Below are 15,733 nucleotides of genomic sequence, written 5' to 3' on the forward strand. Positions count from 1 at the left end.
CGATGCAGCCTGCGGATCTCCGCCCAGTCCTCCACGCTCAGCACCCCTCTCCACTAGCCCCAAAGGGCTCGAGGTGGGTCCGTTTTCACGCGTCGCCACTGGTCCAGTTTTCAGGCGTCGTCGTCACGGTCCTTGATCATTGGCGGATGCTGCCGTCTAGAACTCAGTGAACGCCAATGATCACGTCGTGAGGTCGACCGGGCCCGGAGGACTGCGCACGGCGAAGGCTCCCCGTGAAGCCGTTGTGCAGGCCCCCTGCGAGGGCTACCTTCGCGCGCGAAGGCCTCATTTGCGGGTCCCCTGCAAAAACTTCTCCGCGAAGCCCCCGAAGAGTCCGCGGAAGACCTCCTGCGAAGCCGCTGAAGGCCCTCTGCGGAGGCGGCTTAGCGGGTTCGCCGTTGCCGGCGCAGCTCTCGCTGTTGCTCCCGGAACTCCCGGTGCACCGCGCTCTGCTTCTCGCGGAACTCCCGGTGCAGGCTCCGCTGCCGCGCGTGGAAGTCGCGACCGACGATCGCCGCCGAGTCCATGGTTGCGTCCGCGTTCAGTCGCTTGACGTCGATCCCGCCGAGCAACGCCATGCCCGTCAGCCGGATCACCGGCGCGTCCGGGCCTACCGTGTCGTCGGACGGCAGGGAGCAGCCGCCCATCACGGAGGTCACGGAGTTCAGCACGCGCACGCCCGGCGGAACGGTGATCGAGACGCCGCCGAGAACGGCCGTGATGTTGATGGTGACTTCGCGCTGGGCCAGTACGGCCTGGCGGAGGTCGAGCTCTACGCCGCCGAGCACGGTGACGACGTTGGTGTGTGGTTCGACGAGCCAACGGCCCTTGCGCTCGGCGCCGCTCAGGATCGCCACCAGGTTCGGTGAGCCCGCTTGCGGAGCGGGCAGGTCGTGGCGCACCGGCTGCGGTGCCGCGGGCGCGGGAGCGCCTGCGCCGGGGAGGTCCGCGACGACCGGTGCCAGCTCGGCATACGTCTTGGCCTGGTAGACGATGTCGAGGCGCTCGGCGTGTTCCTCCGCCGTGAGGCGACCTTCCGCGAGGGCCTCTCGCAGCTGGTCGGCGATCCGGTCACGGTCGGCGTCCGAGGCGCGCATCAGCCTCGGATCGACCTCCACGGGCTTGTCGGGAACGTCCACGCAAGCATCATTCCGCACCGACCGGACCGAGGCCAGCGTGGCCTTTCCCGCGGCCCGGCCTTAGCCACGCCGTCTTGATCCTGACCCGGCCCTCGCCTCGGGCCGGTTGCCCGCCGCCCTGGCTTCCCGACGCGGCCCTTGCCCGCCTAGGTTCGGTTCGACCTGGTGCGGTCCTGCTCGACCTGGCCTGATCGGCGGGATCGAGGTAATCCGGGTGCAAGGGCGATTCGGGCATCGGGCGCTCTTCAGCATCTCGCGAGCGCTGGATGCCGCCGGAGCACATCCCGCAGGGTTGGCAGCCGGCTCGCCATCGAGCCCAGCCTGATGGTCGGCGGCGATGACGATTACGCGATGGCCGAGGATAGCTGGTCCCTGTGCAGCGGGGTCGGTGACCGCTCGTCGCGGTCTCGTCCGGTTCGGCTTGGCGTAGTTTCGCCCGGTCGGCTTCGACCCGGTCCGACGCAACTCCATTTGGTTCCGCTCGGACCTGCCCGGTCCCGCTCGGACCTGCCCGGTCCCGCTCGGACCTGCCCGGTCCCGCCCGCTCCCGCCCGGTCGGGCCCGGACCCGCTCAGTCCCGCTCGGTCGGGCTCGGTCCTGCGCGGTCGGGCTCGGGCCCGCTCGGCTCCTGGGGTTCGGGTCCGTGGTGCGGTACCGCGCGGGGACCGCCGTCCGTTCCGCCGGGATGGCGGTGGACGGACGGCGGTTCGGAGAGGCGACGACGGCCGGAGCGCCGGTCAGGCGGACCGGCGCAGCCAGAAGGTCAGGCGCAGTTCCTCGTCCCGGAAGGCCGGCAGGTCCGAGTCCGGCTCGCCGTCCTGCCAGCTGTCCGCGAGGACCTCGCCGGCCACCTCGTCACCGTGCCCGCGCAGTGCGTCGGCGAGCTCGGCGTCGCTGGTCCGCCACCACAGGTCGATCCGGTCGGAGATGTCCAGGCCGCTGTTCTTACGGGCGTCCTGGATGAGCCGGATGACCTCGCGGGCGAGGCCGGCGCGGCGGAGCTCCGGCGTGACGGTCAGGTCCAGCGCGACGGTCTCCCCGGCGGCGCTCTCCACCGCCCAGCCGCTGCGCGGCCGCTCGGTGACGATGACGTCGTCGGGCGTGAGGTCGACCTTGCCGACCTCGGCCGCGTCGACGGCCGCCGTACCGGAGTCGCGCAGGGCGTGGACGAGCCCGGCCGGGTCGGCCGAGGTGACGGCCGCCGCGACCTTCGGCGTCTGCTTGGCGAAACGCTTGCCGAGCTCGCGGAAGTTCGGCTTGACCTGGTACTCGACGAGCTCGCCGCCGATCGAGGCGAGCGTGTCGAAGCCCTGGACGTTGAGCTCGTCGGCGATCTGGGCGCGCAGCTCGTCGGGGAGCGAGGCCCAGCCCGCGGCGCCGACCAGCGCGCGGCCGAGCGGCTGGCGGGTGCGGACACCCGACGCGGCGCGGGCGGACCGGCCGAGCTCGACGAGACGCCGGACGAGGGCCATCCGGGCGGACAGCTCCGGGTCGAGGAGCGTCTCGTCGACCTCCGGCCACGAGGCCAGGTGGACCGAGTCCGCGTCGCCGTCGCGCCGCAGCACGTCCCACACGTAGTCGGTGACGAACGGCGCGATCGGCGCCATGAGCCGCGTCAGCGTCTCCAGGCACTCGTACAGGGTGGCGAAGGCCGCGGCGTTCTCCCCGGGGGCGTCCTGCTCCGGGCCCTCCCAGAACCGGCGCCGGGAGCGGCGGACGTACCAGTTCGACAGGTCGTCGATGAACTCCGCGAGGCGGCGTCCCGCGGCGGCGGTGTCGAAGCCCTCCAGGGCGCCGTCCACCTCGCGGACCGTACGGTGCAGCTCGGCCAGCACCCACCGGTCCAGCAGCGGCCGGTCGGCGTACGCCGGGGCGGGCGCGCCCGGCGTCCAGCCTGCGGCGTTGGCGTACAGCGCGAAGAACGACGCGGTGTTCCAGTAGGTGAGGAGGATCTTGCGGACGATCTCCTCGAGCGCCGCGTCGCCGACCCGGCGGGCCGCCCACGGCTGGCCGGCCGCGGCCATGTACCAGCGCAGGGCGTCGGCGCCGTGCTTGTCCATGAGCGGGATCGGCTCGAGGACGTTGCCGAGGTGCTTGCTCATCTTCCGGCCGTCCTCGGCCAGGATGTGGCCGAGGCAGACGACGTTCTCGTACGACGAGCGGTCGAAGACGAGGGTGCCGACGGCCATCAGCGAGTAGAACCAGCCACGGGTCTGGTCGATGGCCTCGCAGATGTACTGCGCCGGGTAGGAGGCCTCGAAGACCTCGTTCCGCCGGTGCGGCGCGCCCCACTGGGCGAACGGCATGGAGCCGGAGTCGTACCAGGCGTCGATGACGTCCGGGACGCGGCGGGCCTCCTTGCCGCACTCCGGGCAGGCGAAGGCGACGTCGTCGACGTACGGGCGGTGCGGGTCGAGCGCGCTGAGGTCCTGCCCGGCGAGCTCACCGAGCTCCTTGAGGGACCCGACGCAGGTGGCGTGGTCGTCCTCGCACAGCCAGATCGGCAGCGGGGTGCCCCAGTAGCGGCTGCGCGACAGCGACCAGTCGACGTTGTTCCGCAGCCACTCGCCGTACCGGCCCTCCTTGATCGTGGCCGGGAACCAGTTGGTGCGCTCGTTCTCCGCGAGGAGCCGGTCCTTGATCTCGGTGGTCCTGATGTACCAGGCGGGCAGCGCGTAGTAGAGCAGCGGCGTGTGGCACCGCCAGCAGTGCGGGTAGCTGTGCTCGTACCGTTCGACGCGGAAGAGGATGCCGCGCTCGCGCAGGTTCTCGACGAGGCGCGCGTCGGCCTCCTTGAAGAAGACGCCGCCGACGAGCGGCACCGACAGGTCGAACCGGCCGTCCGGGTTGACGGGGTTGACGACGGGCATGCCGGCCGCCCGGCAGGCCGCGAAGTCGTCGGCGCCGAAGGCGGGCGCCAGGTGCACCAGGCCGGTGCCGTCCTCGGTCGTGACGAACTCGGCGCCGAGCACGCGGTGCGCGTCGGGGATGTCGACGAAGTCGAAGGGGCGGCGGTACGGCGTGCCGACGAGGTCGGAGCCCTGGACGCGGGACAGGATGTGCCAGCCCTCGCCGAGGACGCGGGCGAACAGCGGCTCGGCGACCACGACCCGGCCCGGCTCGCCGGACCGGGCGGCGACGACGTACGTCACGTCCGGGTGCACGGCGACGGCGGTGTTGGACACCAGCGTCCAGGGGGTCGTCGTCCAGATGAGCAGGTCGGCGCCCTCGAGCGGTCCCTCGGTGATCGGGAACCGTACGGTCACCGACGGGTCGGTGACCGTCTCGTACCCGCCCGGCTGGCCGAGCTCGTGGTCGGACAGCGGGGTGCCGCAGCGCGGGCAGTACGGGCTGATGCGGTGGTCGCGGACGAGCAGGCCCTTGTCGAAGACGACCTTGAGGGACCACCAGACGGCCTCGACGTAGTCGGGGTCCATCGTGCGGTAGGCCTGGGCGAGGTCGACCCAGTAGCCCATGCGCTCGGTCATCGCCTCGAAGGCGTCGACGTGGCGCAGCACGGACTCACGGCAGCGGGCGTTGAACTCCGCCACGCCGTACGACTCGATGTCGCGCTTGCCGGAGATGCCGAGCTCTTTCTCGACGGCCACCTCGACGGGCAGGCCGTGGCAGTCCCAGCCGGCCTTGCGGCGGACGCTGTAGCCCTTCATCGTCTTGAAGCGCGGGAACAGGTCCTTGAACACGCGCGCCTCGACGTGGTGCACGCCGGGCATGCCGTTCGCGGTCGGCGGCCCCTCGTAGAAGACCCACTGCGGGCCGGCCTCGGTCTGCTCCAGGGACCGCTGGAAGACCTTGCCCTGCCGCCACCGGGCAAGGACCTCGCGCTCCAGCGCGGGAAGGTCGACCTGCGCGGGAAGGGTACGCAGCCTGCCGCGCCCGCTCTCGGGCGTGACCTGCGGCTCGTCGGGCATTCGGGTGCACCTCCGGCGTTCACGAACCATTACGTGGACCGGAGGGACGAGGCGGCGAGCCCCGCGGTACCACCCTCCTTGGCCGCTCCAGGGAACCAGGGAACGACCCGCTCATTACGGTCGGCTGCCGGATCTACTTGGCCACGTGGCCGTTCTGCCGACGGCTCAGGGGTGATCAGACCGCCGCGCCCACCCCCGGACTCGCACCGTCTCCGGGTCGCTCATGGCTGCGTACGGCGGCAGGTGTCCCCATCAACGCCTTGCCGATAGCGACGATAACGCACCGGGGCGGGTGCCTTCTTCCCGAATACGGAGCGGAGGTGGGCACGAGGAGGTTTCGGACGGCCCCGGGGGGTCAAGCGCTGGTAATGACACGCCAGGGTGAAGTGACGCTCCGATGGCGTAATGGGTGATATGCGGAGTGTGACAACCGCTGGTCATTTGCCGTCTGGCGAACCGCGACCTATGCTGCCCGCACTGCCGGAAAACAAGATCAGCGCGAGGGGGCCCACATGGACGGTACCACTGGTGCGGAAGATAAGAATCGCACAGCCGAGGCGCCCCGTACATCGCGCACCGGGACACGACGCCGGTCTGCCAAGACACAGCAGATCTCGACGGCCACCGCGCAGCGGCTTCCGGTCCGCGAGGGGGAGGACCTGTGGACCAGCACCGAGCTGTCCGAGGTCCGCGACCGGTTGCAGACGGAGATGGGGGAGTTGACCGCTGAGATCGCGACGGCGGAGTCGCAGATCGCCGAGCGCATCAACGACGCCGCCGAGGGCGCCGGCGACGACCAGGCCGACGCGGGGGCGAAGACCTTCGAGCGCGAGCAGGCGATGGCGCTCACCTACAATGCCCGTGACCTGCTCGCCCAGAACGAACGCGCCATCGTCCGGATCGACCAGGGAACCTATGGTGTGTGCGAGTCCTGCGGGCAGGCGATCGGCAAGGCGCGCTTGCAGGCTTTTCCGCGTGCGACCCTATGTGTGAGATGCAAACAGCGCGAGGAGCGTCGCTGAGCGACGCCATGAACCCAGAAGAAGGAGCCGCGGCCCCGCCGCGGCGCGTCAGCGTGCTCGTCGCCGTCGCGGCGGCCGCCCTCGCCATCGACATGATCAGCAAGGTCATCGTCGTGGCGCTCCTGCAGGACCACGCGCCGATCAAGCTGCTCGGCGGGCTGCTGACCCTGCGAGTGATCCGGAACAGCGGGGCGGCCTTCAACATCGGCAACGGCATGACCTACGTCTTCACCGTGATCGCCACCGGTGTGGTCGTGGCGATCCTGCGGTACGCCCGGCGGCTGCGCAGCCTGCCGTGGGCCATCACCCTCGGCCTCCTGCTCGGCGGGGCGCTGGGCAACCTCGCCGACCGGATGCTGCGGTCGCCGGGGCCGCTGCGCGGTCACGTCGTGGACTGGATCGAGTTGCCGCACTGGCCCGTGTTCAACCTGGCCGACTCGGCGATCGTGTGCGGCGGGGCGCTGGCCGTGATCCTGGCCTCCCGCGGACTGCAGGTCGACGGCACCGTCTACCGCGACGGCGATGACAAGGACGACGCCGCGCGGACCGCCGCCTCCGGGGCGCCCCCCGCGAGGACCGGCGGCTCCGGCGCGGGGACCGCACCGGGAGCCGACGCCCCGTCGGAGCAGGAGTCCACCGCTCCGGCCACCCCCGCTGCTCCGGCCGCGCCGGGCGACGAGGCCGCTCCGGTCACGCCGCCTGCTCCGGCCGCGCCAGGAGACGAGGCCGCTTCGGCCGCGCCGGGCGTGCCCCGCGATGAGGCCGCCCCGCCCGCTCCCGCCGCGCCCCGCGACGAGGCCGCGCCCGCCGAAGGCGGCGCGCCGGAGGGCGACGGCCCGGCCGGCAAGGGCTCCTCCGTCCCGGATGCGAAGCACTGATGGGCGAGCACCGCAGCCTTCCCGTGCCCGACGGCCTGGAGGGGGAACGGCTCGACGCCGCCCTGGCCCGGCTGTTCGGGCTGTCGCGCAGCCGCGCGGCCGAGGTCATCGCGGCCGGTGACGTCCTGGTCGACGGCCGGGCCGCGGCCAAGTCCGACCGCATGCAGGCCGGCACCTGGCTCGAGGTGACCCTGCCGGCTCCGCCGTCCGCGCCGATGCCCGAGCCCGAGCCGGTGCCCGGCATGTCCATCCTGTACGAGGACGCCGACATCGTCGTCGTCAGCAAGCCGATCGGCGTCGCCGCCCACCCCACGACCGGCTGGACGGGGCCCACGGTGCTGGGCGGCCTGCTCGGCGCCGGGCACACGGTCGCCACGAGCGGCGCCGCCGAACGCCAGGGCATCGTCCACCGGCTCGACGCCAACACGACCGGGGCGATGGTCGTCGCCAAGAGCGAGGTCGCCTACTCCCGCCTGAAACGCGCGTTCAAGGAACGGACCGTCGACAAGCGGTACCACGCGCTCGTCCAGGGCCACCCCGACCCGCTGCGCGGCACCATCGACGCGCCGATCGACCGGCACCCGTCCGGCGACGGGCGGTTCGCCGTGGTGGCGGGCGGCCGGCCCTCGGTCACCCACTACGACACGATCGAGGCGTTCCGGGCCGCGAGCCTGCTGGACATCAAGCTGGAGACCGGGCGCACCCACCAGATCCGCGTGCACATGGCCGCCGTACGCCACCCCTGCGTCGGCGACATGCTGTACGGCGCCGACCCGACGCTCGCCACCCGGCTCGGCCTCCGCCGCCAGTGGCTGCATGCGGTCCGCCTCGGCTTCGAACACCCCACCCAGGGCCACTGGGTGGAGTTCGAGAGCCCTTACCCCGCCGACCTCGCCCACGCCCTCGACGCGGTCAGAGCGGAGTCCTGAGCGGCCCGCCGCGCCCCGGCGCGGCGCCCGCCCACGACCCGGGCGAAGCGAGCGTGGTCGGCGCGGCACCTGCCCGCCGCGGGGGGCGGGAGCGCGATACGGCGCGACGCTCGCCCACCGCGCGGGCGTAACAGGGGCGCTCTGGTACGACACCCGCCCGCCGCGCGGACGAGGCGAGCACGATCCGGCATGGCGCCCGCTCTCGGTGAGCGGGCGCCATGCCGGCACCGTTCAGGAGCGCTCGATGACGTGCTCGATGACGCGGGCGGCGGCGTGGCCGTCGTCCCACGGGCAGAACTTCTGGACCCAGGCGTCGTAGGCGTCGGCATACCGCCGGTGCACGGTCTCGAGGTTGAACAGGGCCTCGATCACCTCGTCGGAGGTCTGCAGGAGCGGTCCGGGGGCCTCGGCGGCGAGGTCGAAGTAGAACCCGCGGACGTGGTCGCGGTAACGCTCCAGGTCGTAGGTGAAGTACAGGATGGGCTTGCCGGTGCCCGCGAAGTCGAACATCGCCGAGGAGTAGTCGGTGATGAGGACGTCCGCCACCAGGTACAGGTCCGTGATGTCCGGGTAGGACGACACGTCGATCACGAAGTCGTCCATCTGGGACCAGGTCCGGTCGCTGATCAGGTAGTGCGTCCGGACGAGCAGGACGTGGTCCTCCGACAGGGCCGCGCGGGCCCGCTCGATGTCGAGCTGCAGGGAGAAGCCGCGCTTGCCGGCCGCGATGTGGTAGTCGTCGCGCCAGGTCGGGGCGTACAGGACGACGGTCTTCCCGGCGGGGATGTTCAGGCGCCGGCGGACGGACTCGGCGACCTCGTCGCGGCGAGGGCTCTTGAGGAGGTCGTTGCGCGGGTATCCGGACTCGAGGATCTCCCCCTGGTACCCGAACGCACGCCGCATGATCGGAGTCGTGAAGGGGTTGGGGGACAGCAGCACGTCCCACCGGGGGACCTCGCGCTCCATCCAGTCCAGCGTCTCGGTGCGCTGGTAGGGCATCTCCTTGAGGTCGTAGGCCAGCTTCTTCAGCGGCGTTCCGTGCCAGGTCTGCACGTACACCTGGCCGTCCCGCTTGTCGAACCAGGGGAACTGGCCGTAGTTGCCGAAGACGAAGCGTGCCTGCGCGAGAGCGCGGTAGTGCTCGCGGCTGCCGACCAGCACCGTACGGGCGCTGCCCGGCACCTCGAACTGCCCGTCCTTGGTCACCCAGACGTACTCGAAGGGCGCGCCGCGGCGTTCGAGCTCTTCGTAGACCGCCCGGGGGCTGCAGGAGTACTGCGCGCCCTCGTAGCAGTCGAATACGACGAGGTCGCGGAGCGGCTCGGTCCGGAACGCCGGGTAGTCGTTCTCCTGGATGATCCGCTGCGCGTAGCGCCCGCGTTCGTCGTCGGTGAGGGCCGCGGCGACCTTCAGCTGCAGGGCGTCGGTCTGGTACGACGCCAGCCGGAACTGGTGGTCCCCGAGGACGTGCGGGGTGGTGAGGTCGGCGAGGCGGAGGCGGTCGATGACCACGGGGACCTCGCCGGCCGGGGTGTTGACCACGAACGCCCAGTTGCCGCTGGCGAGCGGCAGCTCACCGGCCAGCTTGGCGATCCTGCCCGGCGTGAACTCGACGGTGAAGCGGTCACCGTCCCAGGACAGCGGGAACCGGTGCTCGTGACTGACGCGCCGGTGCCGGAGGATGAGCACGGGGGGACGCTCGGCGGCGGTTCCGGACAGCCGCAGCCGGCCGTCGGGGAGCCATTCGGTCCGGTCGACGACGGGGCGGCTGGAGCGCTCGACGGCCGTCAGGTTGCCGTACCGGGTCCGGGTGACGGTGACCTCGCGGCTGCCGAAGGCGTGCCGGACCGCGGCGACGTCGTCGTTCATCGCGAGCTTCCGCGCCTTGCCGTCCACCATCAGCGAGACGTCCCACTGGACACCCTCGCCGACCTGGGCGACGTTGACGACGCGGTCGACGAGGTCGAGGTCCTCGGCGAGCTGGTCCATCGGGATGCGCGCGGTGAAGGAGGTGCCGCCGGCGGGGGCGGCCGGCTCGGTGCGAACGGGGAACTCGATGGCCCGGACGCCCTGGCGGCGCGTCAGCTGGAGTGCGCAGGTCCCGGGAGTTCCGTCGATCCACCCGGTGATCTCGGCGGTGTCGCCGTCGAGCCGCTGGCCGGTGACGATCACGGTCGGCCGCTTGACCCGGACGACGATCGCGTCGGAGTTCGACTTGGTGACCTGGACCCGGGCGCCGTCGCCGACCTCGGCGATGGGGGTCCAGGTGGCGCGTCCCGGTGCCTGCTTGCCGATCGTCCCGGTGCGGCGGAGGCCGCCGGTCTTCACGGCGACGTGGATCCGCCAGTCGGCGGCCTTCCAGGCGGAGTCGATCCGCAGCTGGGTGAGGGGGATGTCCACGCGGAACCCGGAGTCGGCGTAGCTGACGGCGCCCTGTCCGGAGTCGGCGGTCACGTCGGGCCGCCGTACGCGCGTGACCGGAAGCTCGATCTTCCGCTTGGACTTGGTGTGCTCCAGCCAGACGTCGAGCCGGCTCTCGGACGTCATCGGCAGGTGCTTGACGTAGGCGTGCCCGTCGATGCGTAGCCGGCCGTCCTGGCACGTGACGTCGTCGACGCCGGCCTGCAGTTCGAGCTCCTCACCGATGTCGTAGAGGCTCGTGGGCAGGTTGAGGGAGGCGTCCTCGAAGAAGGGGTACTTCGCGTAGTAGCGGGGGCGCAGGCGGCCGCGGCGGACGACCTCCATGCGCCACTTCTCGCTCCGGTCGAACTTGAGGACCTCGATGAGCTGCGGCAGCATCCCCCGGCCCAGCAGGTGGTAGCCCAGCCGGTGCGAGACCTTGAGGTTCTCCAGGATCGACGGGTCCACGTCCCGGAGGAACTCCTGGCCGAGTTCGAGGATGCGCTTCTGGTCGCCGTCCGGGGCGGTCAGCAGCGACTCGACGAGGACGCGCAGGTCCACCTCGAGGGCGTAGCCGTCGTAGATGGCCTTCAGCTGCGGCGCGTGCTCGCGGAGGAAGTCGTGGACCTGCTGCACCGAGAGCATGCGGTCCTCGAGGTTCGCCAGCTCGGCCTTGCGCTGGGTGATCGACAGCTCGCCGGAGTCGCGCTGCCGCCAGTAGTAGACGTGCGGGTGCAGCACGTCGACCGAGGACGCGAGGACGTGCGCGCGGACCATCACGGGGGAGTCCTCGTAGAGCATTCCCGGGAAGCGCAGGTCCTTGGCGTCCCAGAAGGACCGCCGGAACACCTTGTTCCAGACCATGCGGTCCTGCATCAGGTTGGTCTGGGCGGTGACGTGGGTCCTCTGCTTGGTCTTGCGGAACGGCTCGGCGTGCGCCCAGCCCTGCCAGACGCGGCCGGAGTTGAACCGCATGACGTTGCCGGCCGCGAGGTCCGAGCCGGTCTCGTCGAGCGACCCGACGAGCAGCTCGTACGCCGAGCGGGCGACGATGTCGTCGCTGTCGACGAAGGTGATGTACTCACCGGACGCGTGGGCGGTGCCGGTGTTGCGCGCGGGCCCGAGTCCCTGGTTCTCCTGCTGGACCAGTTTGAACCGGGGATCCCGCACCGTGAACGCCTTGGCGATCACGGTGCTGTCATCCAGAGAACCATCGTCGACCATGATCACTTCGAGGTCGCGCATCGTCTGGCGGGCGATGGATTCCAGGCACGCCTCGATGTACGGCTCGACGTTGAAAAAGGGGACGACGACGCTGAGTTTGGGTGACACCAGCAGAACCTCTTGACTCCGTGGCCGGCGATGCGGGTGCCGTGGCCGGGGGACGGCGGCGCATCTCATTATTCACGCTGAGTTGACCTAAGCGGATCGATCTTAACCGCGTGGTCACCGTGCGCGCGACGCAGGGCGAATAGCCGGAGATCGACTACTACCTGGCGATTAGGACGAATCGCCGAGTGTATCCGGCTTTCGGGTCGATCCGGCCGTTTGGAATGATCTCTGTCGGCGACTCGGCACGCACAAAGATCCTGTTCCCGAGATCACATTGTTGAGATTGCGGTCAGACGCCGAACGCGCGGAGCCCGGCGGTGACCGCGGCTGCGGCCACCAGGACCACGAGGAACGGCGCGCGCAGCAGGAGGGCGACGACCGCGGCGGCCAGCCCGCTCAGTCGCGCGGCGTCGAGCTCCAGGACGCGCCCGTGAGCGAGGGTCTGCACGGCGACCAGCGCGGTCAGCAACGCGACCGGCACCAGCGCGGTGAACCGCCGTACGCGCTCGTCGGCCAGCACCCGCTGCGGGGCCACCAGCCCGGCGAGCTTGAGGGCGTAACAGCCGATCCCGGTCGCGACGACCGCGATCCAGACGGCCATGGCTTCCCCTTCCTCTGAATCTTCTCTGAATCTTCGCGCTAGGCCTTCGAGAGCTCCCCGGCCCGGCGGGCCGGAGGGGTGCGGCGCCGCCGTACGACCCCGGCCAGGGCGGCGACCGCCGCCAGCATGACCGGCACGCCGGGAGGCAGCAGCGGCGTCGTCGCGACCGCGACGGCCATCGCGAGGAGGGCGACGACCCGCTCGGTGCCGCCGGCGACGAGGCGGGGCCACAGCAGGGCCAGGAACGCCGCCGGGCCGACCACGTCGAGGCCGTACGTCCCCGGGTTCCCCAGCCGGGCCGCGCCGAGGGCGCCGAACAGCGTGGCGAGGTTCCAGGTCAGGTAGAGGCTGATCGCCGTGGCCCAGAAGCCCGCCCGCGCCGACCGGGGTCCGGGCTGGGCCGTGGCCACCGCCGTCGTCTCGTCGATGACCAGGTGGGCGGTCAGCAGCCGTCGCCACCCGCGCGCGCCGAGCGTCGGCGCCAGGCGCAGGCCGTACAGGGCGTTGCGGCCGCCCAGCAGCATCGCGCCGAGGGCCCCCGCGAGCAGATTGCCGCCGCCGGCGACCACCCCGACCAGCGCGAACTGCGACGCTCCCGTGAACGCCACGAGGCTCAGCGCGCAGGCCTGCGCCACGCCGAGCCCGGCCGCGACCGCGGCCGCCCCGAAGGCGAGCCCGGACAGGCCGACGGCCAGACCGACGCCCAGCCCGTCGCGGACGGCGGCGCGTCTCTCCGAATCCATGCCCGAAGGGTAGGTAGCCGGACATCGGCCGGTCTTGCACGAAATTGCAGTGCCGCGGGGAGGCCAGGCGGGACGGTCAGGCGGGGCGGCCGAGCAGGTACGCGCCGGGCGGCACGCCGACGATCCGCTTGAAATGCCGCGTGAGGTGCGCCTGGTCGGTGAACCCGAGGTCGGCGGCGATCTCGGCCGGGCGGGCACCGGCGTCCAGAAGGGCACGGGCACGCTGGACCCGCAGGTTGGTCAGGTAGGCGTGCGGCGGAAGCCCGTAGGCGGCCCGGAACGCGCGCAGCAGGGCGAACCGGCCGGTGCCGACCATGGCGGCCAGGTCGTCCAGGGACGGCGGGTCGGACAGCCGCTCGTGCAGGATCTCGCGGGCCGCGCGGACCGCCCGTGGCGGCGCGCCGCGCGGGACCGACCCGGGCGGCCGGGCGGCGTGGCGGCGCAGGAGGCCGGCGAGCGCCCGGTGCAGCGTGGAGGACGCCGCCAGGGCGTCGCCGCCGTCGGCGCTGTGGTGCACGGCGCGGAGCAGCCGGGCGGCCTCCGGGTCGTCCACGATCGTCTGGGGGAAGTACGGCGTGCCGCGCGGGGCGCCCAGCTCGGCGGCGATCTGCGCCACGACGTCCACGGAGGGGTAGAGCACGCGGTAGCGCCAGCCCTCGGGGACGCCCGCGTGCCCGGTGTGGACGACCTCCGGGTTGAGGAGCGCGACCTGGCCGGTGGCCGCCCGCAGCATCGACCCGGCGTGCTCGAACTCCTCCACCCCGAACTCGATCAGCCCGACGGTGTAGGTGGCGTGCGCGTGCCTGGTGTAGCGGTGGGTGACGTAACGGGCGCTCAGCAGGTCGACGCCCGGCTCGGCCGGGTGCCGCCGGTAGTGCGCGACCTCCGGGCTCATGGCACCGATGCTATCGGCCCCGCAGGCGCGGCCGGCAGCACGGCGGGCAGCCCGAACATCGGGAAAAGGCGCAGGTCGAAGAACATGACGACGTGCGCGACGCGGGTGGGCGTGGGCGTGAGCACCTGCAGCGCGAAGGCGTGGTGCGCGCCGTCCGCCGCGCGCATGTAGACGGCGAAGGCCGGCTGGCCGTTCGCCCGGACCGGCACCAGCCGCATCGCGCCCGGGCCGTCGGCGGGGCACTGCGCGCCGATCAGCCGGCCGATGTCCTCCGGGCCCTGGTACCAGCCGGTGTAGGGCGGCATCTCCCAGACGGCGTCGGCGGTGAGCAACTCCACGATGGCGGAGACGTCGTACTCCTCGAACGCCCGGACGTAACGGGCGAGCAGGTCGCGCTCCTCCGCCGACGTCGGCTCGGCCAGCTCCGCCTGCGCCGGCGTCACCTCGTCGAGCCGGGCGCGGGCGCGCTGCAGGAGGCTGTTCACCGCGGTGGTGGTCGTGCCCAGTGCCTCGGCGACCTCGGCCGCCCGCCACCGCAGCACGTCGCGCAGGATGAGCACCGCGCGGTGCCGGGGCGGCAGGTGCTGCAGGGCGGCGATCAGCGCGAGCCGGATGCTCTCCCGCGAGGTCACGATCGCGGCCGGGTCGGCGTGCTCCGCGCCGGCCATCGCGTCGGGGACCGGCTCCAGCCAGGGCACCTCGGACCGCTCGACCAGCGTGTCGTACGGGTCGGCGCTCGGCTCGCCGAGACCGGTCGGCAGGGGCCGGCGGCCACGGCTCTCCAGGGCGGTGAGACACGTGCGGGTGGCGATCCGGTGCAGCCACGTCCGTACCGAGGACCGTCCCTCGAAGCCCTCATAGGAGCGCCACGCGCGCAGGTAGGTCTCCTGGACCTGGTCCTCCGCGTCGTGCACCGAGCCGAGCATGCGATAGCAGTGCGCCAGCAGCTCGCGCCGGTACGGAGCCGCCTGCCGCAGGAAGTCGTCCTTGACCGCCTTGTCCGTGCCCATGGTGCCCCTTCGAGTACGTCGCTCCGGGTGACCGGTGACCCGCCGTGGCGGGCACCGCGGGACCACACCGCCCTCTGTATACGCCCGCCCTCCGACAGAACCGGGACGCACGGCGAGGAGGCCGCCGGTGTACCCGGAGGACCCGTCCCGGAGGAGCTTGACTCTCCACACTCGGAGGTGACCCCCGGCGGGGCTCGGCTCTCCGTACCCGGAGGTGACCTCGCCTCGGTGGGGCTGTGCTCGTACCCGGAGGTGACCTCGCCGCGGCGGGCTCTCCGTCCCATTGACCGAGACGAGGATTCCGCAAGGTGGCGGTTCTCCGGCCGCCCCGGTTACCCTGGGCCCGTGGATCGTCGTTATTTCGGGTTTATGCAGCCGGCTCCGGGTGAGCCGGTCGACGCGACCTGAGCGACGACCCCCGAGCCGGCCGAGGCAGAGCCCCATGGGCTCTGCCTTTCGCTTATCCACCGTGAGTGGGCGGCTCGGCCCCGGGCCCGCCCCGGAAGGAGATCTCGATGGACCCGCAGGCCAAGGCGGCGCTTCTGGCGGCCCTGACGCACGACGACGTGCCGGAGACGATCCCCGACGCACGCGCGGCGATCGACCGGATCGACGCGGCACTGGCGACGCTGCTGGAGCGCCGGGCGGAGCTCGCGGCCACCGTGCAGCGGCTCAAACCGGTCGGCGGCTTCGCCGGCCGGGATCCCCGCCGCGAACGCGAGATCGTCGAGGCGATGGCCTCGCTCGCGCCCCGGCTGGGCGCCGACCGGCTCGCCCGCATCATGACGGCCGTCATCGAGGCCGGCCTGGAGGCCGCCGAGGACCGCGACCTGTCCTCGGCCTGACGCCCGACCG

The 15,733-nt window shown here is 72.0% G+C and carries 11 protein-coding genes; 4 read left to right on the forward strand and 7 right to left on the reverse strand.

The genetic code is table 11. The features are described 5' to 3' along the window. Positions 1-383: 383 nt before the first annotated feature. Complete coding sequence (locus NE234_RS40045) at positions 384-1,139, reverse strand: DUF1707 SHOCT-like domain-containing protein (RefSeq protein WP_308206990.1); 756 nt, start codon at positions 1,137-1,139, stop codon at positions 384-386. A gap of 737 nt (positions 1,140-1,876) precedes the next feature. Further along, entirely contained in the window at positions 1,877-5,068 is a 3,192-nt protein-coding gene (gene ileS / locus NE234_RS40050) for an isoleucine--tRNA ligase (protein WP_252786363.1), read from the reverse strand. Positions 5,069-5,679: 611 nt separating this feature from the next. Here ileS and NE234_RS40055 point away from each other — a divergent pair. From NE234_RS40055 to NE234_RS40070, 3 genes are read left to right on the forward strand one after another with little or no spacing between them, the layout of a single operon-like run. Continuing rightward, on the forward strand, positions 5,680-6,090 hold the full coding sequence (locus NE234_RS40055) for a TraR/DksA family transcriptional regulator (protein WP_252786466.1): 411 nt from the start codon (positions 5,680-5,682) through the stop codon (positions 6,088-6,090). A gap of 8 nt (positions 6,091-6,098) precedes the next feature. After that, entirely contained in the window at positions 6,099-6,968 is an 870-nt protein-coding gene (lspA, locus tag NE234_RS45115; RefSeq protein WP_305886747.1) for a signal peptidase II, read from the forward strand. After that, the gene (locus NE234_RS40070; protein WP_252786366.1) at positions 6,968-7,897 is read left to right on the forward strand and encodes an RluA family pseudouridine synthase; all 930 of its coding nucleotides are present in this window, start codon (positions 6,968-6,970) and stop codon (positions 7,895-7,897) included. Before lspA ends, NE234_RS40070 begins: the two co-directional genes overlap by 1 nt. 231 nt (positions 7,898-8,128) lie before the next feature. On the opposite strand, the gene NE234_RS40075 is transcribed toward NE234_RS40070, so the two are convergent. The 5 genes from NE234_RS40075 to NE234_RS40095 all read right to left on the reverse strand — a co-directional run bounded on the left by NE234_RS40075 (position 8,129) and on the right by NE234_RS40095 (position 15,322). Next, positions 8,129-11,629, reverse strand: a complete 3,501-nt coding sequence (locus NE234_RS40075) for a bifunctional glycosyltransferase/CDP-glycerol:glycerophosphate glycerophosphotransferase (RefSeq protein WP_252786368.1) — start codon at positions 11,627-11,629, stop codon at positions 8,129-8,131. 289 nt (positions 11,630-11,918) lie between these two features. Then, positions 11,919-12,230 carry an AzlD domain-containing protein gene (locus tag NE234_RS40080; RefSeq protein WP_252786370.1) on the reverse strand — a complete coding sequence of 104 codons (312 nt, stop codon included), beginning with the start codon at positions 12,228-12,230 and terminating at the stop codon, positions 11,919-11,921. 38 nt (positions 12,231-12,268) lie between these two features. Beyond that, positions 12,269-12,973 carry an AzlC family ABC transporter permease gene (locus NE234_RS40085; RefSeq protein ID WP_252786372.1) on the reverse strand — a complete coding sequence of 235 codons (705 nt, stop codon included), beginning with the start codon at positions 12,971-12,973 and terminating at the stop codon, positions 12,269-12,271. A gap of 76 nt (positions 12,974-13,049) precedes the next feature. After that, positions 13,050-13,868 (reverse strand): AraC family transcriptional regulator, encoded by an 819-nt coding sequence (locus tag NE234_RS40090; protein WP_252786373.1) that lies wholly within the window; start codon positions 13,866-13,868, stop codon positions 13,050-13,052. After that, a complete protein-coding gene (locus NE234_RS40095; RefSeq protein WP_406567133.1) occupies positions 13,865-15,322 on the reverse strand; it encodes a sigma-70 family RNA polymerase sigma factor in 1,458 nt (485 codons plus the stop codon). Before NE234_RS40095 ends, NE234_RS40090 begins: the two co-directional genes overlap by 4 nt. 71 nt (positions 15,323-15,393) lie before the next feature. Here NE234_RS40095 and NE234_RS40100 point away from each other — a divergent pair, with 71 nt between their 5' ends. Beyond that, positions 15,394-15,723, forward strand: coding sequence for a chorismate mutase (locus NE234_RS40100; protein WP_252786377.1), 330 nt, complete (start codon positions 15,394-15,396; stop codon positions 15,721-15,723). Positions 15,724-15,733 lie beyond the last annotated feature (10 nt).

It is taken from the genome of Actinoallomurus rhizosphaericola, from assembly GCF_024055675.1.
GTDB lineage: Bacteria > Actinomycetota > Actinomycetes > Streptosporangiales > Streptosporangiaceae > Actinoallomurus > Actinoallomurus soli.

Excerpts from the sequence above, each read along its gene's own strand:
- ileS (WP_252786363.1), bottom strand. The coding sequence starts at position 5,068 with ATGCCCGACGAGCCGCAGGTCACGCCCGAGAGCGGGCGCGGCAGGCTG.
- lspA (WP_305886747.1), top strand. The coding sequence starts at position 6,099 with ATGAACCCAGAAGAAGGAGCCGCGGCCCCGCCGCGGCGCGTCAGCGTG.
- NE234_RS40070 (WP_252786366.1), top strand. The coding sequence starts at position 6,968 with ATGGGCGAGCACCGCAGCCTTCCCGTGCCCGACGGCCTGGAGGGGGAA.
- NE234_RS40080 (WP_252786370.1), bottom strand. The coding sequence starts at position 12,230 with ATGGCCGTCTGGATCGCGGTCGTCGCGACCGGGATCGGCTGTTACGCC.
- NE234_RS40085 (WP_252786372.1), bottom strand. The coding sequence starts at position 12,973 with ATGGATTCGGAGAGACGCGCCGCCGTCCGCGACGGGCTGGGCGTCGGT.
- NE234_RS40090 (WP_252786373.1), bottom strand. The coding sequence starts at position 13,868 with ATGAGCCCGGAGGTCGCGCACTACCGGCGGCACCCGGCCGAGCCGGGC.
- NE234_RS40095 (WP_406567133.1), bottom strand. The coding sequence starts at position 15,322 with ATGGGGCTCTGCCTCGGCCGGCTCGGGGGTCGTCGCTCAGGTCGCGTC.
- NE234_RS40100 (WP_252786377.1), top strand. The coding sequence starts at position 15,394 with ATGGACCCGCAGGCCAAGGCGGCGCTTCTGGCGGCCCTGACGCACGAC.